This window comes from Amycolatopsis sp. NPDC104863, assembly GCF_055582965.1.
In genome coordinates this window covers 629,801-652,227 of the sequence record NZ_JBVJOW010000003.1, presented here as the reverse complement: position 1 = coordinate 652,227, position 22,427 = coordinate 629,801, and the positions used below count along the sequence as shown (strand labels likewise).

At 71.9% G+C, this 22,427-nt stretch carries 17 protein-coding genes; 6 read left to right on the top strand and 11 right to left on the bottom strand.

Annotated features, from left to right (window positions below):
* Positions 1 to 28 precede the first annotated feature (28 nt).
* The 3 genes from ACZ63J_RS19705 to ACZ63J_RS19695 are packed head-to-tail and all read right to left on the bottom strand — an operon-like array spanning position 29 to position 6,781.
* Positions 29 to 4,495 carry a coiled-coil domain-containing protein gene (locus ACZ63J_RS19705; protein WP_465405116.1) on the bottom strand — a complete coding sequence of 1,489 codons (4,467 nt, stop codon included), beginning with the start codon at positions 4,493 to 4,495 and terminating at the stop codon, positions 29 to 31.
* 10 nt (positions 4,496 to 4,505) lie between these two features.
* A complete protein-coding gene (locus ACZ63J_RS19700) occupies positions 4,506 to 5,306 on the bottom strand; it encodes a hypothetical protein (RefSeq protein ID WP_465311176.1) in 801 nt (266 codons plus the stop codon).
* Positions 5,306 to 6,781, bottom strand: a complete 1,476-nt coding sequence (locus ACZ63J_RS19695; RefSeq protein WP_465311175.1) for a hypothetical protein — start codon at positions 6,779 to 6,781, stop codon at positions 5,306 to 5,308. The genes ACZ63J_RS19700 and ACZ63J_RS19695 overlap by 1 nt, the downstream gene beginning before the upstream one ends.
* 62 nt (positions 6,782 to 6,843) lie before the next feature.
* Between ACZ63J_RS19695 and ACZ63J_RS19690 the strand changes: the two genes are divergently transcribed.
* From ACZ63J_RS19690 to ACZ63J_RS19680, 3 genes are all read left to right on the top strand, one after another.
* Positions 6,844 to 7,281: a PPOX class F420-dependent oxidoreductase gene (locus ACZ63J_RS19690; RefSeq protein WP_465405114.1), complete on the top strand. Its 438-nt coding sequence runs from the start codon at positions 6,844 to 6,846 to the stop codon at positions 7,279 to 7,281.
* A gap of 39 nt (positions 7,282 to 7,320) precedes the next feature.
* Positions 7,321 to 8,256 (top strand): oxygen-dependent coproporphyrinogen oxidase, encoded by a 936-nt coding sequence (gene hemF / locus ACZ63J_RS19685; RefSeq protein ID WP_465405112.1) that lies wholly within the window; start codon positions 7,321 to 7,323, stop codon positions 8,254 to 8,256.
* A 358-nt stretch (positions 8,257 to 8,614) separates the two neighbouring features.
* Positions 8,615 to 11,182: a PQQ-dependent sugar dehydrogenase gene (locus tag ACZ63J_RS19680; protein WP_465405110.1), complete on the top strand. Its 2,568-nt coding sequence runs from the start codon at positions 8,615 to 8,617 to the stop codon at positions 11,180 to 11,182.
* Positions 11,183 to 11,237: 55 nt separating this feature from the next.
* Here the strand turns inward: ACZ63J_RS19680 and ACZ63J_RS19675 are convergent, their stop codons facing one another.
* The 3 genes from ACZ63J_RS19675 to ACZ63J_RS19665 all read right to left on the bottom strand — a co-directional run bounded on the left by ACZ63J_RS19675 (position 11,238) and on the right by ACZ63J_RS19665 (position 14,133).
* Positions 11,238 to 12,896 carry an FGLLP motif-containing membrane protein gene (locus tag ACZ63J_RS19675; protein ID WP_465405109.1) on the bottom strand — a complete coding sequence of 553 codons (1,659 nt, stop codon included), beginning with the start codon at positions 12,894 to 12,896 and terminating at the stop codon, positions 11,238 to 11,240.
* Positions 12,897 to 13,029: 133 nt separating this feature from the next.
* Positions 13,030 to 13,410 carry a hypothetical protein gene (locus ACZ63J_RS19670; protein ID WP_465405107.1) on the bottom strand — a complete coding sequence of 127 codons (381 nt, stop codon included), beginning with the start codon at positions 13,408 to 13,410 and terminating at the stop codon, positions 13,030 to 13,032.
* Between the two features lie 114 nt (positions 13,411 to 13,524).
* A complete protein-coding gene (locus ACZ63J_RS19665) occupies positions 13,525 to 14,133 on the bottom strand; it encodes a TetR/AcrR family transcriptional regulator (protein WP_465405105.1) in 609 nt (202 codons plus the stop codon).
* A gap of 70 nt (positions 14,134 to 14,203) precedes the next feature.
* On the opposite strand from ACZ63J_RS19665, the gene ACZ63J_RS19660 reads away from it, so the two are divergent.
* Positions 14,204 to 15,064, top strand: a complete 861-nt coding sequence (locus ACZ63J_RS19660; RefSeq protein WP_465405103.1) for a sterol desaturase family protein — start codon at positions 14,204 to 14,206, stop codon at positions 15,062 to 15,064.
* Position 15,065: 1 nt separating this feature from the next.
* On the opposite strand, the gene ACZ63J_RS19655 is transcribed toward ACZ63J_RS19660, so the two are convergent.
* On the bottom strand, positions 15,066 to 16,064 hold the full coding sequence (locus ACZ63J_RS19655) for a glucosyl-3-phosphoglycerate synthase (protein WP_465405101.1): 999 nt from the start codon (positions 16,062 to 16,064) through the stop codon (positions 15,066 to 15,068).
* A 157-nt stretch (positions 16,065 to 16,221) separates the two neighbouring features.
* On the opposite strand from ACZ63J_RS19655, the gene ACZ63J_RS19650 reads away from it, so the two are divergent.
* Both ACZ63J_RS19650 and ACZ63J_RS19645 read left to right on the top strand, forming a co-directional pair.
* The gene (locus ACZ63J_RS19650) at positions 16,222 to 16,632 is read left to right on the top strand and encodes a DUF6086 family protein (protein ID WP_465405099.1); all 411 of its coding nucleotides are present in this window, start codon (positions 16,222 to 16,224) and stop codon (positions 16,630 to 16,632) included.
* Positions 16,629 to 17,486, top strand: a complete 858-nt coding sequence (locus tag ACZ63J_RS19645) for a hypothetical protein (protein ID WP_465405097.1) — start codon at positions 16,629 to 16,631, stop codon at positions 17,484 to 17,486. Before ACZ63J_RS19650 ends, ACZ63J_RS19645 begins: the two co-directional genes overlap by 4 nt.
* Here ACZ63J_RS19645 and whiA read toward each other — a convergent pair.
* Genes whiA through uvrC form a run of 4 tightly spaced genes read right to left on the bottom strand, consistent with a single transcriptional unit; the run spans position 17,452 to position 22,299 of the window.
* Positions 17,452 to 18,444: a DNA-binding protein WhiA gene (whiA, locus tag ACZ63J_RS19640; protein WP_395923744.1), complete on the bottom strand. Its 993-nt coding sequence runs from the start codon at positions 18,442 to 18,444 to the stop codon at positions 17,452 to 17,454. The two genes, ACZ63J_RS19645 and whiA, sit on opposite strands and share 35 nt — an antisense overlap.
* A complete protein-coding gene (locus tag ACZ63J_RS19635) occupies positions 18,444 to 19,436 on the bottom strand; it encodes a gluconeogenesis factor YvcK family protein (RefSeq protein ID WP_465337736.1) in 993 nt (330 codons plus the stop codon). The genes whiA and ACZ63J_RS19635 overlap by 1 nt, the downstream gene beginning before the upstream one ends.
* A gap of 1 nt (position 19,437) precedes the next feature.
* A complete protein-coding gene (gene rapZ / locus ACZ63J_RS19630; protein ID WP_003101350.1) occupies positions 19,438 to 20,295 on the bottom strand; it encodes an RNase adapter RapZ in 858 nt (285 codons plus the stop codon).
* A 42-nt stretch (positions 20,296 to 20,337) separates the two neighbouring features.
* Positions 20,338 to 22,299 (bottom strand): excinuclease ABC subunit UvrC, encoded by a 1,962-nt coding sequence (gene uvrC / locus ACZ63J_RS19625; RefSeq protein WP_465405096.1) that lies wholly within the window; start codon positions 22,297 to 22,299, stop codon positions 20,338 to 20,340.
* Positions 22,300 to 22,427 lie beyond the last annotated feature (128 nt).

Below are 22,427 nucleotides of genomic sequence, written 5' to 3'. Positions count from 1 at the left end.
AACCTCCCGCGCTCCCGGGGTGTTCCGCTCAGGCGCTCTGTTCGCCTTCGGCGGAATCCTCGGGCTCGTCGGCGGTCCGGGAGAACATCCGCGTCGCCGAGAGGCGCGCGACGCCGTCGGGCTCGCCCAGGTCCTCCAGCGACGTGCGGATCGTCGAGTCGACCGACAGGTACTTCCGGCCCGCCCGCAGGTCGGCGTCGTTGCGCAGCCGCACGATCAGCGGGAACTCCGACAACGCGCCCGCGTCGAACAGGCCCGTCGTGTAGATCAGCTGCACGCCGAGCGCTTCCGCCACCGCGCGCTGCAGCTCCAGCAGGTATCCCGCGGACGCGCGGCCGATCGGGTTGTCCAGGAACAGCACACCCGAGTGCCGGTTGCGGACCTTGCCGCGGTTGTTGGCCCGCAACGCGGCCAGCGTGCAGTACAGGATGATCGCCGCGGTCAGCTGCTGGCCGCCGGAGAAGACGTCGCGGATCTCCGAGACGCGCTGGCGTTCGGTCCGCAGCACCGAGTCCGGCTTGAGCATGTCGACGCGGAACCCCTTCGGCGCCGCGGCGCGGACTCCGCGCAGCACCAGGGAAAGCCCGTCGCGCTTGACGTCGCGGCCGTCCGCCGTCTTGCCCACGGCGGCCTCGTCGACGACCTCGCCGAGCTTCTCGGTCAGCGCGTTGTCCTCCAGCTCGGTGAAGCGGATCCGGAGGAACTCCTGCCCGGACCAGTCGCCGAGGCCGTCGGGCAGCCGGGAGACGCGCTGGGCCGAGCGCAGCTGCCGGAGCGCGCCGTCGACCATGCCCTGCAGGCGCGTGATGATGCCGCCGCGGTGCCGGTCGATCTGCGCGAGGTCGTCGGTGAGCGACCGCAGCCGTGGCCGCAGCGCTTCGGCCCACTCGGCGGCGTGCGCCGGGAGCTGGTCGCGCTTGACGGAGATGACCTGCTGCCGCACCGGCGTGCTCAGCTTCTCGAACCGCTTCTCCGTCGCGTACTGCGCGAGCTGGTCGGCGGCGGCACGCACCCGCCGGTCTCCCGCGTCGGCGGCGTCCTGCGCCTCGGACAGCGTCGCGTTCAGCCGCGTGTGCTGCGCGCGGGCGGTGTCGACGTCGCCGTCGTAGGCCACGGCGTCGGTGTCGGTCACCAGGTGGGCCATCGACTCGGCGAGCAGCGAGAAGCCGGACGCCGAGCTCTTCGCCGACTCGAGCGTGGCCTCCGCCGCGGCCCGGCGTTCCTGCAGCTCTTCCCACTTCCGCGCGGCCACGGACATCTCCAGCCCGGCGGCGTCGATCAGCTCGAGGCCGTGCTCGATGTCGCGCGGCTTCTCCCCCGAGACGCCGTTCTGCAGCGGCAACGCGTCCAGCTCGGCGCGCCGGGTCGAGACCAGGCCGATCGCCTCGGTGCGCTCGTCCTCCAGGCCGTCGACAACCCGGCGGGCGCGCGCCAACGCGGCCGCGCGGGCCGAGGCGTCGGAGCCGTCGGGGGTTTCCAGCAGTTCCGCGGCCCGCGAACGGACGGCTTCGTCGAGCGACTCGACGGCCGAACCCGCGGCCGCTTCGGCCGACTCGGCCTGCTCCAGCTCGGCCCGCAGGTCGCTGCCGACCTCGACCTTCGCGTAAGACTCGGACGCCGACAGGTAGGTCCGCCGCAACGCGTCGACCGGCTCGGACGGCAAGCCGTCCACCGTGCCGTCGATGTCGGCCGCGCCCGGGACTTCGGCCAGCTCGGCGCGAGCGGTGGTCGCGGTCCGGCGGTGGCCGTCGGCGGTGCGCTGCTCCTCCCCTGCCTGCTCACGCAGCCGCGCGGCCTTGCCGGCGGCGTCGGCGGCCTGCAGATCCGCGCGTTCGGCGACCTCGGTGGCGCGCTCGACGTCCTCGGTCCACTCCGCGATCCGGGCGCCACGCGCCCCCAGCTCACCGAGCCGCCGCGCTTTCTCCTCGGCTTCGGCCGCGGCCGCCCGCAGCTCGGGGACGCGCTCACGCAGTGACGCGGTCTTTTCGCTCAACCGCGCGAACTCCGCGTCCGCCTGCTCCAGCGCCGTGCGCGCGGTTTCGCGTGCCGTGCGGGCCGCCTGGGCCTGCTCGGCGAGCGTCGCGATAGCGCCGGGCGGGTAGTCCTCACGCCAGGTCGTGAGCTTCCACGTCAACGCGCCGTCTGCGGACAGCTTGGCGGACAACGACTCCAGCCGCCGCTGGCGCTCGGTGTTCCGCCGCGCCACGGCTTCCCGCTCGGCGTCGGCGGCTTCTTCGTCGTACATCGCGGGGTTCGGCGGCACGAGGAACTCGACACCGGGCGCGGCGGGCGCCTCGGCCAGGAGGCCCTCGGTGGTGCCGACGGCGATGATCGCGGACGGCAGCAGCCGCCGCTTCGTCAGCACGTCCCGGGCGCGATCGGCGTGCGCGGCGTCGTTCAACAGCACCCCGGACACCAGCTGCGGCAGGCTTTCCAGCACCTCGTCCCGGCGCGAAGAGTCCAGTTTGGACAGATAACGCCAGCCGGACCACGCCGTGATCCCGGCTTCTTCCAACGCGTCCAGTGCGGCCTGGACGTCTTCGGGCGGCGGCAGCAGCCCGCCGGAGCCGAGCGCGGAGAGGGCCCGCTCGTCGGCGGACTCCTCCATCCGCAGCGCGGTCTGCTCCTTCTCGACGGACGCGCTCGCTTCGCGCAGCCGTTCCAGCAGCACCGGCAGGTCGCTCTCGAGGGCGACCTCGTCCGCGCCGAGCAGCTCGACGAGACGGCTTTCGGCCGCGAGCGCGTCGGTGCGGCGATGCGCCCGGTCGAGGTCCTCGGTGGCGCGTTCGAAGCGGTCCTGGGTGGTGCCCGCGAGCTGGTGCGCCTCGTTCACGGCCCGTTGCGCCGCTTGGAGATCCGCCGCGACACGGTCCAGCTCCTGCTCGCGCCGGGCCAGCTCAGCAGACGCCGATTCCGCCGCGGAGCGAGCGGCCCGGGACGCGTCCGCGACGTCGGCGCCCGAGGACAGCAGCCCGCCGCGGACGGCGTTCTGGACCTCTTCCCGCAGCTCGGTGATCCGCGCGGTCAGCCCGCGCGCCTCGGCCCGCCGGGCGGCCGCGAGGTTCGCGGCCTCGTCACGCTCGGTCTGGGCCTTCTCCGCTTCGGCACGCAACGCGCCCGCGTGCGCCTCGGCCTTGTCGGCCTGGCGCTGGGCGTCCTGCGCCAGCGAATGCAGCCCGCGGGCCAGCGCGGACGCCGCGTTGTTGCGCGCCTGCAGCGCCGGGCGCGCCTTCTCTTCACGGCTGCCGACGAGCTCGCGCAGGTCCTTCGCCTTGCGGGCCGCGTTCAGCTGGTTGAGCACGGTCGCCGTCTCGCGCCACGCTTCCGCGGCGGTCTTCGCCGTCGCGAGTTCGGCGTCGACGCGCTTGCGGGCCTCCTGGGCCTCGTCCAGGCGCAGCACCGCGACCAGGCGGCGCAGCTCCGTGACCCCGGCCGCGAGCCGCCGGTGGTCACCCTCGGCGAGCTTCTCCGCGGACTTGACCTCGGTGACGTGGTCTTCGAGCCCGGACAGCCGCGCGTTCTCCAGCTCGTTGCGCGCGACGACACGACCGGCGAGCGACGCCATGTCGGCCTTCGCGGACTCCGCGATCTTCCGCGACTCCGCGGCGACGCCTTCTTCGGCGGCCAGCGGCCCGAGCAGATCCAGCGCGCCCGCCACGAAGTCGCGCTCCGACAGCAGGTCTCCGCGCTGCGCGAGGTTGTGCGCGTAGGTCGAGACGACCTCGGCGAGGTCCTTCGGCTCGTCCTCGGAGATCACCGCGCGCAGCAGGAACTCGACAAACGCGTCGTCGGTGCCGAAGGCGAACGCGTCCGCCGCCTCACCCTCGCCGGCGTTCATCGCGCGCTGGTAGCGGAACAGCTCGGTGTCGAGCCCGAGCGTGTCGAGCCGGCCGGTCCACTCGTGGTGGCGCCGGGTCCAGGACAGCTCCAGCTCCGGCTCGGCCAGCTGCGCGGCGGCGAGCTTGTCGTGGAAGCCGGACATGGTGAGCAGCCGGCCGTCCTGGGTCATCGGCAGCGAGCCGAGGGCCAGCGCGGCGGTCGGGCGGAAGCAGTACCAGGAGTCGACGAGGTTCTCGGAGTCGGCGGACACGACGTGCCCGCGCCATTCGGAGACCTTGCCGGTGATGATCCGGTGCCCGCTCTCGACGTGCAGCCACTCCAGCACGACGTGCGAGACGTCCTTGGCGGCGACGAACTTCTCGAGCACCTTCGTGCTGGTGGTGCCGACGACCTGGCGGCGCCCGGGCAGCATGACCGAGAAGATCAGCTTGATGAGGACGGACTTGCCGCCGCCGTTCTCGAGGAACAGCACGCTCGCCGGGGACGGGCGGCGCAGCTCGGCCGGCCCGGTCGCGTGGATGCCGGCGCTGAACAGGGCGTCCTGCTGGGGCGCGGTGATCTTGGCGCCGACCCCGCTGAAGTCGAGGACGACGTCCTGGTAGCGGGCGCCCGCCGGGCCCACCGAGTGCAGGCGGACCCGCGAAAGCTCGTACATCGATTCCCCTCTACAGCGTGTCCGACGCCGTGGCGCGCAACGTGCCCCCGGCGTTCGCGACGGCCACGACGTCCAGCGCGAGCAGGTCGTCGAAGGCGGCGTCGGCGGCGAGTTCGCGGACCTGGATCTGGTAGCGCGGTGTGGTGCGATAGGTGCCGCCCTGCTCGTCGCTCACCGGGACCAGGAAGCCCTGGTCGGCGAGGAAGCGCAGGGCACGGCTGACCATGCCGCGGGTGGTGTCGGCGGCCAGGCGCCCGTCCTTTGTCGCCGCGGCCGCGGGACGGCGGGCGTAGGCGCGCCAGGCCTGTTCGAGCTCGGGCGCATCGGCCAGCGGGTCGTTGTTGGCCTCGGCCGCCGCGGCGCGTTCGTCGAGCATGCGGGCGGCCTCGCGGACCATCGCGTCGACCTGCTCGACGCTGACGCGGCCGATGTAGGTGTCGTTGGCGAGGTCGTCCGGGCGCGGGTAGCCGAGCGCGGCGGTGGCGAGGTGGATGAGGCCGTGCAGGACCTTCTCCGTCTCGCGGCGCTCGCGGATCTTGGCCTGCCGGGCGTAGGAGTCCATCTTGATCTCGAAGACGGACTCGTCGGTGGCCGCGAGCACCGCGCCGGCCTGCTGGTTGACCTCCAGCACCATCAGCCCGAGGCCCGCCGCGACGGCGTGGGTGAGCGCCTTGAACGCGTTGTCCTCGCCGTAGCGGCGCACGAGGTCGCCGTAGACGACGTCACGCGCGGGCAGCTGCTTCGGCCGCATGCCGAAGGCGACCAGCCGGGCCGCGGCCTCGGCGTCCACGCTGCTGTGGGACAGCGCCATTACGCGACTTCCTCTTCTTCGTCGGCCCGCTCTACGGCGGCGGTGGACAGCAGCAGGTCGGCGCCACCGAACTCCGGGTCGTCCAGGAGGACGCCGTCGTCGACGGCGAGCAGCACCGAGCGGTCCCCCTGGCGCCGGGCGGCGCCGATCCCGGGACTGTAGGCGTGGACGGCGCGCAGCGCGACCAGGGCGGCGAGGCCGGGCTGGCGGCTGCGGCGGGCCTCTTCGATGAGGCCGGACAGCCGGCGCGGCACCTCCGGCAGGTCGAGCAGCTCGTCGGCCGCGCGCCAGACGTCGTCGCCGAACTTGTCGGTGACCTCGGCGGGCATCAGCTCGGGCTCCGGGATTTCGCCGACGAGCTGGTCACGCTCGGGCGCGGGCCGCAGCAGCAGCGAGACCAGGCTCGACAGCGACGGCACGACGGGCGCCGTGATGCCCGCCGCGGCGTGGAAGAAGTGCTCGGCCGGGGCGACGGCGTCGGCCAGCGGCAGGCCGAGCGTCGGCACGAGGAGCTGGCCGAACAGGTCGAGGGTCGCCCGTTGGGGTGGTCCGGAGAACTGCTGGCGGTCCTGCTCGGCGCGGAAGACCGCACCCGCGTCGGCCAGCCGGGACTGCAGGCGCGTGTGCCGGCGGATGCAGTCGCCGACGATGTCGACGAGCTCGGCGGCGCGGCGCTTGCGGTCGAGGTCCTCGGTCTCGTCGCGGGCGGTGGTGATGTTCTTGAGGATGGCGTTCTCGGCGCGGAAGCGAGCTTCGATGTGGCTCAGCGCGCTGTCGAGCAGCTCCGGGACCTCACGCTCCCAGTCGACCGACCGGACGTCGCGGCGGGTGGCGTCGAGCTTCGCGCGCAGCACCTCGCCGTACTGGACGGTCCGGTAGCGGGCCTGCTCGGCGGCCAGCTTCGCGTCGGCCAGGCGGCCGCGGTTGATCAGGTTCTCGAGCTTCACCTCGGCGGCGATCTGCGCCGACTCGACGTCGGTGTCGAGCGCACCGACCAGGACGTTGATCGCCTCGTCGGTGGCGCGCAGGTAGACCTCGCCGTCCGGCGCGGCCAGCTCGACCAGCAGCTTGAAGTCGAACTGGCGGCGCTGGTAGCCGCCCGGGCCCATCGAGCCGTAGACGCGCCGGAAGCCGCGGTCGGTGGTGCCGACGTTGATCAGGTTGTCCAGCACCCACTTGGCCACGCGGACGTGCTCTTCGGGCATCCGCGACGGCGCCTGGGCGGCGATGAACGGCAGCAGCCGGTCGATGACCTCGTCGTGGCCGGCGCCGGTGTCGAAGTCCATCGCGATGGTGACCTGGTCGATCGTGTGCAGCGCGATCTCGGCCATCTGGTAGATCGTGGCGTCGGCCCAGTCGAGCAGGGCCTTGCGCGCGTCCAGGTCGTGCAGCGGCGCGGTGCAGGCCAGCGCCTTGAGGCGGCGCGTCAGCCCCTCGTCGGCCAGGCCCGGGCCGCCGGTCTCGTCGTCTCGCACAGCAGGCCAGGCTAGTCGGCCACCCTCTGCGCACGCGCGGGTGACGGGCTAACGTCGCTCACATGCGTGAGATGAGCCGCGAAGAGTGGTGGAAGTTCGCTTCGGAGGGCACCCGGACCGGCAAGCTCGCCGTCGTCCGGGCGAACGGCGCCGCGATCGTCGCGCCGATCTGGTTCCTGCTGAACGAGGGCCCCGACGGCGACGAGCTGATCTTCAACACCGGCACCGAGACGATCAAGGGCAAGGCGATCACCCGCGACCCGCGGATCTCGCTCGTCGTCGACGACCAGCAGCCGCCGTACTCCTACGTCCAGTTCACCGCCGAAGCGCGGCTGACCCACGACCACGACGAGACGCTGGCGTGGGCGACCCGCCTCGGCGGCCGCTACATGGGCGCCGACCGCGCCGAGGAGTACGGCAAGCGCAACGCCGTGCCCGAAGAGGCACTCGTCCGGGCGAAGATCACCAAGGTCGTCGCACGCGCGGAAATCGCCGGCTGACCTGCGTTCGCTGGTAACCTGCCTCCGGGGGTGGGGGCCATGCTTTCGGGTGCGGACAGCAGACGTGACGCCGTCAAGGCGATGATGAGCTCCGGCCAGCGCGAGCTGGTTGCGGAACTGGAACGCCTCGACGGCGGGGGCCGCTTCGGGCGGTCCACGTGGCAGCGGCCCGAAGGCGGGGGCGGTCAGGCGCGGCTGCTGGAGAACGGCGACGTCTTCGAGCGCGCCGGCGTCAACTATTCGGCCGTGCACGGCGAAACCCTGCCCGAGGCGGTCGCGGCGCAGCACGGCCTCGACCCGGACGGCGGGTTCTTCGCGACCGGGCTGTCGGTGGTGATCCACCCGCGCAACCCGTACGTCCCGGCGTTCCACGCGAACTTCCGCTACTTCGAGTCGGGCGGCACGTGGTGGTTCGGCGGCGGCGCGGACCTGACGCCGTGTTACGGCTTCGCCGAGGACGCGGCGCACTTCCACCGGGTGCTCAAGAACTACTGCGACACGTTCGACCCGGCGTTCCACGCGCAGGCGAAGCGCGCCTGCGACGACTACTTCCGGCTGCCCCACCGCGGCGAGACCCGCGGCGTCGGCGGCATCTTCTTCGACCACCTGCACCTCCCGGGCCCGGACGGCTGGCGGCGCGTGGCCGCGTTCACCGCGGCGGGCATCGCCACGATCGCGCCCGCGTACCTCCCGCTGGTCCGCCGCCGCCACGAGCTGCCGCACGGCGAGCGCGAGCGCCAGTGGCAGCTCTACCGCCGCGGCCGGTACGTCGAGTTCAACCTGGTCCACGACCGCGGCACACGGTTCGGCCTGCAGACCGGCGGTTACGTCGAGGCCATCCTGATGGCACTGCCGCCGCTGGCGCGGTGGGAGTTCGAGTTCACGCCGGAGCCGGGGAGCCCGGAGGCGGAGCTGACGTCGTTCCTCGTGCCGCGGGACTGGGCCGCGGAGGCGGCGACCGTCGCGGGCCGCTGACCGGGCGCGAGGTGGGCCCGGAACCCGGCGGGCGGCCCCCGTTCACGCTGACCGGCCCGGCGGACCACGGCGGCGCGACCGACCACTTCGCCCCGGACAGCTGGCGGTACACCGGTGCCGCCCTGCCGCTGACCGCTGCCGCGCGTTCCGGTTTCCGGGCACGCGCCCCGCTCAGCGGGAAACCCTTCTTCACCAAGGGTGAGCGCGTGCGTCGAGTATTGACACGACCCGCTCGGAGGGTGTGAGATCTGTCCCATAGATAGGAAAGTTTCCTAACTATTTCACCCCCGTTCCGGTGGTCCGCCGACCATTCCGCCCCGGTCACCCCCTGTCCCCCGACCCACGCAGGAGGCTCCCAGTGGCACCCCGTCCACCGTGGCGCGTGGTCCTGGCCGGCACCGCCGTCGCGGCGCTCGGCTTGACCGCGCTCTCCCCGGTAAGCGCTTTCGCCGCCGCGGCAACGGACTACGAGTCCGAGAACGCCGTCGTGTCGCAAGGCGTCGTCGAGTCGAACCATGCCGGGTACTCCGGCACCGGGTTCGTCAACTTCGACAACGTCGTCGGCAGTTACGTCGAATACTCCGTGAACGCCGCGCAGGCGGGCACGCACACGCTGACCTTCCGCTACGCCAACGGAACCGCCGACAACCGGCCGGTGAAGCTGGTCGTCGACGGCGGGGACAAGGGCACCGTCGACTTCCCCGGCACCGGCGCGTGGACGACGTGGAAGACCGTCACCGCGAGCGTGCAGCTGACCGCCGGTGTCAACAAGATCCGCACCACGGCGACCACCGCCAACGGCGGCCCGAACGCGGACAAGCTCACCGACACCTTCACCGCGCCGACCGACGGCGAGCCGCCCACGCCGCCGTCGAACCTCGTCGCGAGCAACATCCTGCCCACCGCCGCGACGTTCTCCTGGACCGCCGCGACCGACAACGTCGGCGTGGTGCGGTACGAGATCAACCGCGGTGGCAACATCCTCAAGACCGTCGACGGGACCACGACGTCGGCGACAGTCACCAACCTGACCCCGAACACCGCCTACGACATCTCCGTCGGCGCGTTCGACGCCGCGGGCAACCCGTCGCAGCAGAGCAACGTGGTCACCTTCACCACGCCGCCGAGCGACGACACGACCCCGCCGACCGTGCCGGGCAACCTGCGCTCCACCGGCGTCACCGCGAACAGCGTTTCGCTGGCGTGGAACGCTTCCACCGACAACGGTGGCACGGTCGCGGGCTACGACGTCTTCCAAGGCAGCACCAAGGTCGCTACCACGACGTCACTCGGGACGACCGTCACGAACCTGAACCCGAACACCTCGTACACGTTCACGGTGAAGGCGCGTGACCCCGACGGCAACAGCTCGGCGGCCAGCAACGCGGTGACCGCGAAGACCAGCGCTCCGGGCGGCGCCGGGGGCATCCCGGAGTACGACAAGGACATCACGAAGGTCGACCTCGGCTGGTCCGTGGACTTCCTGCCGAACGGCAACGCGCTGGTGACCGAGCGGGACCGGTTCGAGGTCCTGCTGGTGACGCCGTCCGGCCAGAAGACGACGCTGGGCAAGGTCCCGGGCGCGGTCGGCACGAACGGCGAAGGCGGCCTGCTCGGCCTGGCGATCTCGCCGAACTGGTCGAGCGACCACACGATCTACCTGTACCACACGGCATCCGGCGACAACCGGATCGTGAAGATGACCTACGACGGGACCACGCTGTCCTCGACGTCGACGCCGGTGCTGACCGGGATCGCGAAGAACCGCTACCACAACGGCGGCCGGATCAAGTTCGGCCCGGACGGCAAGCTCTACGCCACCGTCGGCGACGCGAAGAACAGCGACAACGCGCAGAACAAGAGTTCGCTCAACGGGAAGATCCTGCGGCTCAACGCCGACGGCTCGGCCCCGAGCGACAACCCGTTCTACGCCACCGGCGGCAACGCCCGGTACGTCTACAGCTACGGCCACCGCAACCCGCAGGGCCTGGCCTGGGACTCCCGCGGCCAGCTGTGGGCGGCGGAGTTCGGCGAGAGCAGCCAGGACGAGCTCAACCTGATCCAGAAGGGCGGCAACTTCGGCTGGCCGAGCTGCGAAGGCACGCAGGGCAGCTGCAGCGGCTTCATCGCCCCGAAGAAGACCTGGTCGACGTCGCAGGCCGGGCCGTCCGGCATCGAGATCGTCAACGACTGGATCTACATCGCCGGCGTCACCGGTGAGCAGATGTTCGCCACCCAGATCAACGCGGCGGGCACGGGGGTCGGCACAGTGTCGACGTTGTTCTCCGGCCGGTGGGGCCGCCTGCGTTCGGTGACGAAGCCCCCGGACGGCGGGCTGTGGCTGACCTCGACCAACGACGACAAGAACGGCGGCTCGCCGAGCGGCATCGACAACGTCATCGTGCGGTTGAAGTTCCCCGGCGGCTCGACCCCCGGTGACTTCAAGCTGACGAGCTCGGCGTTCGGCGACAACACGACGATCCCGGACAAGTACACCTGCGCCGGCGACGGCACGGCGGGCCAGGACCCGTCACCGCCGCTCACGTGGGGCGCGTCCACCGGGGCGAAGGGCTACGCCGTCGTGTTCGCCGACACCGCGAACAGCGGCAACAAGCTGCACTGGGCGATCTGGGACGTCCCGGCGGCGGCCCGCTCGCTGCCGGAAGGCCTCGGCGCCGGGTACACCGTGCCGAACCAGGGTGGCGCGAAACAGAAGGCCATGGGCAGCGGGGCGAACGCGCAGAAGTACTTCGGCCCCTGCCCGGGCGGGTCCAGCCACCCGTACACGTTCACGCTCTACGCCCTCAACACCGCGACGGTCCCCGGCCTGAGCTCGTCTTCGACGATGGCCCAGATCGAAACCGCGATCAAGGGCGCGTCGACGGCGAACGTGCAGCTGCGCGGAAAGTCCAGCGCGGCGGCCTAGAAAGCCGCGGCAGGGGGTGACCGGAGCGGCGCCGGTCACCCCCTGCCGCCCTACTTCACGGCACGGCCGTCTCCGCTTCGAGGCAGGACGGGCGCCGTTCTTCCCGGAGCCGCCGGTCGCGCCAGGCGAAGAAGCCCCAGAACGCGAACGAACCGAGGCAGAACCCCAGGAACAGCCAGAGCGACGCGAGCACCTCGCTCGTGGGCTTCGCGACCAGCCGCGGTCCGAGGACGCCGAACAGGAACGCGCCGGCGACCACGACGTACGTCGCGTACCAGACCGGGCGCCGCCACGCCCACAGCGCGTGGCCGTGCAGGAACCTCAGCGGCAGCAGGCCGATCAGCAGCGTCTCCATGCCGACGACGGTGACCTGCGCCAGCAGCAGGTCGAGCACGCGCAGCCCGAGCGGCGCGCCGTCACCCGCGACGGGCCGGGTGCCGAACTGCCACAGCGCCCACGCTCCGAGGCTGATCGCCAGCAGCACCGCGACCCCGCGCAGCACGCCGACGGCCTTCTGCTTCTCCGTCGGTTTCCGGTTCCGCAGCGCGGTGTAGCCGAGAACGAGGCCGTAGACGTATCCGGGCTCGAAGCGCAGCCAATGCGACACCGCTGCGCAGCCCGCCGCGAGCACCAGCGCCGAAAGCACGATCCGGACGCGCTCGGCGTCGCCGTCGCGGTGGTAGGACTCGATCGCGAACTCGTAGCTCAGCACGACCAGCGGAACGGCGACCAGGAAACACCCGGCCTGGAGGTAGAAATCACGGGAGAACAGTTCTTCCTGGCCGTACGCGGTCAGGAACGCGGCCGCGGCCGAGAACAGCACGACGACCGGCCACGCCGACGCGCGTTTCTCCTTCGGCTTTTCCGGACGGCGTAGCCGGCGCCGGGCCGCGGTGATGCCCAGCCAGCGGTGGATGGTGGCCTCGTGGCGCTTGTACGTCTCGTTGGCCAGCTCGGCGGGCCAGCCGAGGGCGAACCAGGCCACCAGCGCGAGGACGCCGAGCAGGATTCCGGCCTGCAGCAAGGAATAGTGGATCTCTCCCAGCCGGGGAAGGGACTTCTCCAGCCCGGTCTGCGGCAGGCCATCGTGGCTGTCCGGCGGCGGGTTGCCCGGTGGCGGCGGGTTTCCCGGCGTCGCGGCCGGTGGCCCGACGGCCTGGGAGCGCGTGGCCTCCGGTGGCCGGGTGGCCGGGGGAACGACCGTGGTGGTCACCCCGGGCGGCGGTGTGGCCGGCGGTGGCGCGGCGGTCGTGCCTGGCACGGTTGTCGCGGGTGGTAACGAATTCGCCGTCGTGACGGGCCGGCTCGGCGTGGTCGGGCCCGGCCGGGGTGGCGGCGGTTGCTGGGCGGCCGGGCCGACGGTGAAGGCGGTGCGGGCCCAGTCGCCGCCGTCGACGCACTGGCCCACGACGGTGTGCCCGCCGCCCTGCGCGGCGTTGGCGGGCACCGTCACCGTGCCGGAAAACGTGCCGTCGGACCGGATCGGGACGACGGCCTGGCTGCCCCACCCGTCCCAGGAAAGCGAAACCGTGCGGTTCCCGTAATCGGGACAGGCGTGGTAACCGCTGCCGGTCACCGCGATGGCCGTGCCCGGCGGCCCCTGGCGTGGACTGAGCGTGACGGCCAGCCCCGGAATCGTCGAATCGGCATCCGCCGCGGGCGGAAGGAACACAAAACCGAGCAGGACCGCGAAACCGATGATGAATGTGCGCATCCGACCCCCTTCGCCTCCCAGAATAGGGACGGGGAAATGGCACACCAATCACCCGAAGGGGCTGACCGGAATCCGGAGATCTTCTTTCGTGAAGAATTCGTTATCCGAAAAGGCAACCTCGGCGGGAATACGCTCAGATGCCCGCCGGCGCGGGCCCGCTGCCGGCGATCCGGCGGAGGTGGGCGTCGACGTCGAAGCCGTGCTCCTCCAGCCGCCGTCGCGCGAGCAGCAGCTCGTCGGCGGTGAACAGGTCCGCGTACTCCTCGCGCAGCATGGTCGCTTCGGAGCTGCGGCCGAGCTGGTTCTTCTCCCAGAGCACGGTGAACCCGCCGGCGGTGCCCGCGCCGCGCAGCAGCAGGCGGGCCGCCTCGACGCCGCCGTGGTCGCGCACCATGCGTTCGAACTGGGCGGGCCGGTAGCCGTAGTCCCTGGCCAGCACCCGGCAGCCGTCGAGCAGGTCCTCGGTGAACCGCGCGGCGAGACGCTGGACGGCGGGATCGGCGGGTTCGGGCATGGGACACCTCTCGACGGGACGGCTTCCCTGATTAATCGCGAACGGGACCCGTTTCGCTACGCCGTTAGCGGTACGGATCGGCGAACGGGCAACTGTCCGTGGTCGCCAGGGCCGTCACCAGCCGAAAAGGCCGGCCATGATGCGCGCGCAGCGGGCCGACATCGCGTCCGCGTCCTCGTCCGGGCGGTCGATCCACCAGCTGATCAGCGAGTCGACCACCCCGGTCCAGACCTGCGCTATCGCCTCGATGTCCACCGGGTCGGCCAGGCCGCGCGAAGTCATCAGCTGCGTCGCGCCGAGCACGGCGAACGCGTCCAGGCGACGCCGGTAGTCCGCCGCCGCGGCGGCGATGTCGCCGCTGCCCGGCACTGTCTCGTCGCGCAGGAGGCGCCAGGCGTACCGGTCGTGGTCGAACGTCGTGAAGATCGCCGAAAGCACCTTCAGCGGCATCTGGTCGGGCTCGCCGCCCGCCGCCATGGTCGTCGCGACACCTTCGGTCAGCCGGTCGCCCGCGCGGTGCAGGCAGGCGAGGTACAGGCCTTCCTTCGAGCCGAAGTACTGGTACAGCAACGGCTTCGTGACGCCGACCCGGCGCGCGATCTCGACCATGGACGCACCCGCGTAGCCCGCCCGGCCGAACTCCTCGGTGCCGGCCACGACGAGCTGGGCCTCGCGCTCTTCGCGCGGCATGCCCTTGGTCCCGACCGCCCTTGACTCCGTCACGCCCGAGAGCCTACCGTGCGTAAAGTGACCCTAGGGTAAGTTACCGTCAGGTCAGATCCGAGGAGGCGACGTGGCCGAGTTCCTGGCGCACCTGCGCGACCCCGTGCTGTTCGCGGTGCCGGTGTTCCTGCTGTTCGTGGTGATCGAGATCGTCGCGGTGCACGTGCTCGGCCACGACGACAACGTCATCGGCTACAGCCCCGCCGACACCCGCACGAGCATGCTGATGGGCACGGTCGCGGTCGGCGTCAACGCGCTGTTCCGGCTGGTGATGCTCTTCGTCTTCGCGGCGCTGTTCGAGCTGGCCCCGGTGCGGCTGGACCCGCGCGACTGGTGGACGTGGGTGCTCATGCTGCTCGGCCAGGAGCTGGTCTTCTACGCCTACCACCGGGCGAGCCACCGCGTGCGGCTGCTGTGGGCCGGGCACCAGGTGCACCACTCGAGCGAGCACTACAACTTCTCGACGGCGCTGCGCCAGAAGTGGACGCCGTACTTCCAGCTGCCGTTCTGGTCGGTGCTGGCGCTGTGCGGGATCCCGCCGTGGATGATCCTGACCGGGCTGTCGATCGACCTGGTCTACCAGTTCTTCGTGCACACGGAGAAGGTCGGCAAGCTGCCACGCTGGTTCGAGTACGTCTTCAACACCCCGTCCCACCACCGCGTCCACCACGGCAGCGACGCCGAATATCTTGATGCCAACTACGGCGGCATCCTGATCATCTGGGACCGGATGTTCGGCAGCTTCGTCCCGGAGGGCAGGCGGCCGACGTACGGGCTGACGAAGAACATCAACACGTACAACCTGCTGAAGGTCGGCTTCCACGAGTACGGGTCGATCCTGCGCGACCTGCACGGGGCCCGGACGTGGCGGGAGCGGGCCGGGTACGTGCTCGGGCCGCCGGGGTGGCGGCCCGAGCGGGTGCCCGCCTGACCTACGCCGTCTCCTGCAGGGCGTTCTCCGGCCGGATCACCGCCGGCAAGCTGTTCAGCGGCGGCCGCTGGCGGGACGTCACGTCCGTCAGCACCAGCTCACGCTCGACGCCGTCCGCCGACGTCCCGCGCTGGAACTGGGCGAGGATCGTCGCCGGGGGGACCGCTGTCACCAGGCGGTCGTAGCGTTCCAGGCGGTCGAACAGCGTCTGCATGATCTGGCCCGACATGCGGCCCAGGGCCTGCGTGCTCTGGTGGCGGTGCACGCGGTGGCCGAGGTCGACCTGGGCCAGCGCGTCGAGGCCGCGCAGCTCCGTCAGGTCGATGAGGTGGCCGATCTCGACGCCGTAGTTCACCACGAACGGGATGCTTTCCAGCACCTCGCGCCGTCCCGCGTACTCACCGGCCAGAGGCTGGACGAAGCCGGCCAGCTCCGGCCAGAACATGTTCAGCAGCGGCCGCGCGACGAGCTCGGTGACCCGGCCGCCGCCGTCGGCCTCGCCCTTGAGCGGGCGGTGGTAGAACCCCTTGACGTAGGCCACCGACGGGTCGGTCAGCAGCGGGCCCAGCAGACCCGTGACGTAGTCCGTCGTGAAGTCGTAGAGGTCGCCGTCGACGAAGACGACCAGGTCGCCCGTCGTCGCCGCGACACCCTTCCACAGCGCTTCGCCCTTGCCCTGCAGGCCGTCGAGCGCCGGGAAGACGGCGTCCTGCGCGACGACCGCCGCACCCGCGGCCGCGGCCACCGAGGCCGTCGCGTCCGTGGAATGGCTGTCGACGACGAGGATCTCGTCGACGAGCACCCCTTGGAGCTCCTCGCGGATCGCCGTGACGATCGCGCCGACGGTGGCTTCCTCGTTCCGGGCCGGGATGACCACGGAGACGGTGGTGCCGCGCTTGGCCGCGACCAGCTCGTCGATCGTGCGGTCGCCGACCTTGCTGCTCCGACGGGCGAGCCAGGTGCCGACCTCCGGCGACACCTGCAAGCGTGCGTCACGCATGCTTTCCCCTTCCCTCGTTCGGCCTATCCCTTCCCGAGGTTCGAGGTCCCGCGTTTCGGCGATCGCGCCGTGGTGCTACCGGGGTGTTACGAAGTGGCGGGTCCCGTTAACGCGACGCGCCAAAACCGGTTGGCGGCGGTCCGTAGGCTCGCCGGTGATGAGCCAGTACTTCAGCATCGACGGCCGAGCCGTCTGGAACCCCTCGAACGGGCCCGGCACCCTGTTCGCGCACCTCGCCGAGGCGCTGGTCCCGCTCGCGGGCCTGCCCTCCGGGATCGGCGTGACCCCGGGCGATCCCGACGACCACCCGATCGACGGCGCGACCTTCGCGAAGTTCGCCGACACCCTGGTCGCCGAGTACCGCGCGACGTCACACCCGATCCAGCGGGCGCTGCTGGAGGGCTTCGTGGCGACGGCGGCCGTCCTGGCCCGTCGCGGCGCGCTCGCCCTGCCCGCGCTCGACGGCCCGGCCGGCACTTCCCCGCGCGACGTCCCGGGCGCCGGCGCCGCCGGTCCGGACCGGCTCGCCGAGCTGATGGCCGAGCACGAACGCTCGATGCCGGCATGATCGAACCGGTCCGCCCGTTCCGCTGGGACCTCCTGCGCCCCGACCACCTCGGCACCCTGCTCGACGGCCTCCCCGAACCGGACCTGTGGTTCCTCCAGGACCTCGTCGACTGCGCCGCCAAGGTCCTCGCCCGCTCCGACGACGGCGAGCTGTACTTCGTCGGCCGGTCCGCGGACTCGGTGTTCGACCTGCTCGGCGGCGCCCTGCCCGACCCGGCGCGGCTGCACCTGCTGCCGCTGTCGACAGCGTCGATCGACAGCTGGTTCTTCGGCCGCCTCCACCCGGCCGAAGTGGCGCAGCTGCGCGCCAACCTGGCCGCGCACGGGCTGAGTCCCACGCTCCTCGCCCGCGGAGCAAGGCCGATCGTCTTCGCCGACGTCGTGTCGACCGGCCGGACGCTGAAGCAGCTGCTGGACATCCTGCGGGACTGGGCCGAGGACGACCGCACGGACTGGCCGGCCGTCCTCCGCCGGATCCGGATCGTCGGCCTGACGCGGCGCACCCACACCAGCCCGAACACCCACCGCTGGCACCAGCACGTGGACTGGGCGCGCGAGCTGACGATCCGGAACGTCTCCGTCGAGTCCGCGTTGTTCAGCTACCTCGCCGACCGCCAGCAGAAACTGACGCGCTCGTTCGGCCGGGAGCTGTGGGCCGCGCCGGACGTCCGCGAACCGGCGCGCGACGACCGGACCCGCCGCGCGCTGGCCGAAGCCGTGGCGATCGTCGAAGCCGGACGCACTCCCGCGGTCCGGGAACGGCTCGCCCACACCCTGCAGCGCGAGCCCGCCATCACCGAGCCGTGGCTGCGCGACCTCGTCAGGCGTCTTCTTCTTCGAGCATCTCCGGCGTGACCGCGGACTCGGTGTCCGGGATGCTCAGGTCCTTGGCCCGCTTGTCCGCCATCGCCAGCAGGCGGCGGATGCGCCCGGCCACCGCGTCCTTCGTCATCTGCGGGTCCGACAGCTGACCCAGCTCCTCCAGCGACGCCTGCCGGTTCGACAACCGGAGCTTGCCCGCCGCCAGGAGGTGGTCCGGGGCCGTGTCGCCGAGGATCTCCAGCGCGCGCTCCACGCGGGCCGCCGCCGCCACGGCCGCGCGGGCCGAGCGGCGCAGGTTCGCGTCGTCGAAGTTGGCCAGGCGGTTCGCCGTCGCGCGGACCTCGCGGCGCATGCGCCGTTCTTCCCACTGCAGCACGCTCGTGTGCGCGCCCAGGCGGGTCAGCAGCGCGCCGATCGCGTCGCCGTCGCGGACCACCACGCGGTCGGCGCCGCGGACCTCGCGGGACTTCGCCTGGATGCCCATCCGGCGCGCCGCGCCGACGAGCGCCAGCGCCGCTTCCGGACCGGGGCACGTCACCTCGAGCGACGACGAGCGGCCCGGTTCCGTCAGGGAGCCGTGGGCGAGGAACGCGCCCCGCCACGCGGCTTCGGCGTCGGCCACCCCGCCGGACACCACGGCCGCGGGCAGCCCGCGCACCGGCCGGCCGCGCTGGTCGATCAGCCCGGTCTGGCGGGCCAGGCCCTCACCGTCCTTCACCACGCGCACGACGTAGCGCGTGCCCTTGCGCAGGCCGCCGCTGGCGGTGATGACGTGGACGTCCGAGTGGTGGCCGTACAGCTCGTGGATCTCCTTGCGCAGCCGCCGGGCCACCGAGCCCGTGTCCAGCTCCGCCTCCACGACCACCCGGCCGGCCACGATGTGCAGCCCGCCGGCGAAGCGAAGCAGCGACGCGACCTCCGCCCGGCGCGGCCCGATCTTCGTGATCTCCAGCCGGCTCAGTTCGTCCTTCACCGCGGCGGTCATCGCCATTACTGCCCCTCCCTGCCTTTCGCTCCTCCCCCGTGCTCCCCGTCCCTGCCGAGACCGAGAGCCTCCCGCATGCATCGCGCGAGCGCATCAGGATCATGCCGTCCCGCCACTTCCGGGTCGCCCACCGCCCCCAGGTGCGCGCGCCCGCCGAGCCGTTCCGCCGCGCGCCGGAGATTCGCCGGGTCGGGCACGGAATCGCGGTCCGCGATCACCGCGTCGACCCGCAGATCGGGCGCGTGCTCGAAGAGTACGTCCAGGTGCCGCTCCGGCGAGAATCCCGCGGTTTCCCCCGGCTGGGGGACAAGGTTGAGCACGAGCACCTTCGTCGCGGTGGTCTTCACGAGCGCGTCGTGCAGGCCGGGCACCAGCAGGTGAGGTAAAACGCTCGTGAACCACGAGCCCGGACCGAGGAAAACGACGTCGGCGCCGAGCACCGCCTCCACCGCTTCCTCGCACGCCAGCGGCGGCCGCCCCGAGCCGCCCGGCGACCGCAGGCTGACGCGCTGCACCTGCCCCGGCGTCGACGCCACCGCGACCTGCCCGCGGATCGTGCGCAGCGCCTCGGGGTTTTCGCTGTCCAGGCCGCTGACCTGGCCTTCGATCTCCAGCGGCTCCGGCGACATCGGCAGCACGCGGCCCGAGACGCCCATCAGGCGGCACGCTTCGTCGAGCGCCGCCACCGGGTCGCCGAGCACCTCGAAGAGCCCGGCCAGCAGCAGGTTCCCCACCGCGTGGCCGGCCAGCGCGCCGTCTCCGCCGAAGCGGTGCTGGAAGACCTCGGCCCAGAGCGTGCCGCCGTCCTCCGCCGCGAAGGCGGCGAAGGCCTGCCGGAGATCGCCCGGCGGCAGCAGCCCGAGCTCGCGCCGCAGCCGGCCAGACGACCCGCCGTCGTCGGCCACGGTCACGATCGCGGTGACGTCGGGGGTCACCCGCCGCACCGCGGACAACGTGGCGTGCAGCCCGTGGCCGCCCCCGAGGGCGACCGCCCGCACGTTATTCACGACCAAGGTCGCGGTGCACCACCTTCACGGCCATACCGTCCTCTTTGGACAGACGCTGGGCGAGCTCGACCGACAGCGCCACGCTGCGGTGCTTGCCGCCGGTGCAGCCGACGGCGAGCGTCAGGTACCGCTTGCCCTCGCGCTTGTAACCGGCGCCGATGAGCCGCAGCAGCTGGTGGTAGCGGTCGAGGAACTCCTCGGCGCCTTCCTGGGACAGGACGTAGTTGCGGACCTCGCCGTCGAGGCCCGTGTGTTCGCGCAGCTCCGGGATCCAGAACGGGTTCGGCAGGAACCGGACGTCCATCACCAGGTCGGCGTCCATCGGCAGGCCGTACTTGTAGCCGAACGACAGCACCGTGACGCGCGTCTGCGTGCTCGCCTCGGACCCGAACGCGTCCTCGATCTTGGCCCGCAGGTCGTGCACCGACAGCGATGACGTGTCGAGCACCAGGTCGGCCTCCTCGCGCAGCGGCTCCAGCAGCGTCCGCTCCGCGGTGATGCCGTCGGCGAGCCGGCCGTCACCCTGCATCGGGTGCCCGCGGCGCACGGCCTCGAAGCGCCGCACCAGCACCGCGTCGGTCGCCTCCAGGAACAGCACGCGCGGCTTGTAGCCCCGCGCGTCCAGGTCCTTGATCACCGAGGCGAGGTCGTCGGTGAACGCGCGCGAGCGCACGTCCATGACGACGGCCACCTTCGTGATCGCGCCGCGCGCCTGCGCGCCCAGCTCGACCATGGTGGCGATCAGCTCCGGCGGCAGGTTGTCGACGACGAACCAGCCCAGGTCCTCAAGGCACTTGGCCGCGGTGCTGCGGCCGGCCCCGGACAGCCCGGACACCACCGCGACCTCCATGCCGGACCCGCGGATCTCCTCTTGCGCACTCACTGTCTTTCCCTACTCCCCTGCTTGTGTGCCGTTGCTCGCGCCGGACTCCCCGGCCAGCGCGGCGACCACGGCCTCCGCGGTGCGCCTGCCGAAGCCGGGCACCGCCTCGATCTCTTCGATCCTGGCCTGCTTGAGCTTCTTGACCGAGCCGAAGTGCTTGATCAGCGCGGTGCGGCGAGCCTGCCCCAGCCCGGGCACACTGTCCAATTCGGACGTCTGCAGCCGCTTGGAGCGCTTCTCGCGGTGGTAGGCGATAGCGAACCGGTGCGCCTCGTCGCGCAGCCGCTGGAGCAGGTAGAGCCCCTCCGACGTCCGGGGCAGGATCACCGGGTCGGGGTCGGCGGGCAGCCAGACCTCTTCCAGCCGCTTCGCCAGCCCGATCACGGCGATGTCGGTGATGCCCAGTTCCGCGAGCACGTCCGCGGCCGCCGTGGCCTGCGGGCCCGCGCCGTCGACGACCAGCAGGTTCGGCGGGTAGGCGAACTTCTTCGGCCGCCCGGTCTCCGGGTCGATGCCGGGCTTCGACGAGTCCGTCTCTTCGGCGGTTTCCTTCAAGTAGCGGTAGAAGCGCCTTCGCACGACTTCGGCGATCGACGCGACGTCACCCTCTTCGGCCGCCTCGCGCAGCGCGAAGCGCCGGTACTCGGACTTGCGCGCGAGCCCGTCTTCGAACACCACGAGCGACGCCACGACGTCGCTGCCCTGGATGTGGCTGATGTCGATGCACTCGATGCGCAGCGGCGCGGTGTCCAGGGCCAGGAACTCCTGCAGCTCGGTCAGCGCCGCCGAGCGCGCCGTCAGGTCGCCGGCGCGGCGCAGCTTGTGCTGGGTGAACGCCTCCCCCGCGTTGCGCTCGACCGTCTCGGCGAGGGCCTTCTTGTCCCCGCGCTGCGGCACCCGGACCTGCACCCGCGAGCCACGCAGGCCGGTGAGCCACTCGGCGAGCGCGTCCGCGTCGGCGGGGAGCTCGGGCACCAGCACCTCACGCGGCACGACCGGCCCGGCGTCGACGTCGTCGCGCGCGTCGAGCTCGGCCTGCTCGCCGTAGAACTGCGTGATGAAGTGGTCGACCAGCGCCGGGACGTCCATCTCCTCGGCCTTGTCGATCACCCAGCCACGCTGGCCGCGGACCCGGCCGCCGCGCACGTGGAAGACCTGGACGGCGGCCTCGAGCTCGTCGTGCGCGAACGCCACGACGTCGGCGTCCGTGCCGTCGCCGAACACCACGGCCTGCTTCTCCATGGCGCGGCGCAGCGCGCCGAGGTCGTCGCGCAGCCGGGCCGCGCGCTCGAACTCCAGCTCGTCCGACGCCGCGGCCATCTCGTTCTCGAGGCGCCGGATCATCGCGTCGGTCTTGCCCGCGAGGAAGTCGCAGAAGTCCTCGACGATGTCCCGGTGTTCGTCGGCCGAGACGCGCCCGACGCACGGCGCCGAGCACTTGTCGATGTAGCCGAGCAGGCAGGGCCGGCCGATCTGGCCGTGGCGCCGGAACACCCCGGCCGAGCAGGTGCGCGCGGGAAACACCCGCAGCAGCAGGTCGAGCGTCTCGCGGATGGCCCACGCGTGCGCGTACGGCCCGAAGTAGCGGACGCCCTTCTTGCGCGCGCCGCGGTAGACGTGCAGCCGCGGGAACTCCTCGTTCAGCGTCACCGCGAGCACCGGGTAGCTCTTGTCGTCGCGGTAGCGGACGTTGAACCGGGGGTCGAACTCCTTGATCCAGTTGTATTCGAGCTGGAGCGCCTCGACCTCGGTGGTGACGACGGTCCACTCGACGCTCGCGGCGGTGGTGACCATCTGCCGCGTGCGCGGGTGCAGGCCCGCGAGGTCGGCGAAGTACGAGTTCAGCCTGCTGCGCAGGCTTTTCGCCTTGCCGACGTAGATGACCCGCCTGGTCGCGTCACGGAACTTGTACACGCCAGGGGCATCCGGGATGCTCCCCGGCGAGGGACGGTAGGTGGTCGGGTCAGCCACTCCCCCAGCCTATGGCGCGGCACCGACAGTTCTCGCACGCCCCCGGTTCGCCCGCCGGAAGTAGGGTGTTCGTCCGGTTGCGACCTTCGGCGGTGTCGCCCCGGGTGACGCGGTGGTTACTTTCCGAC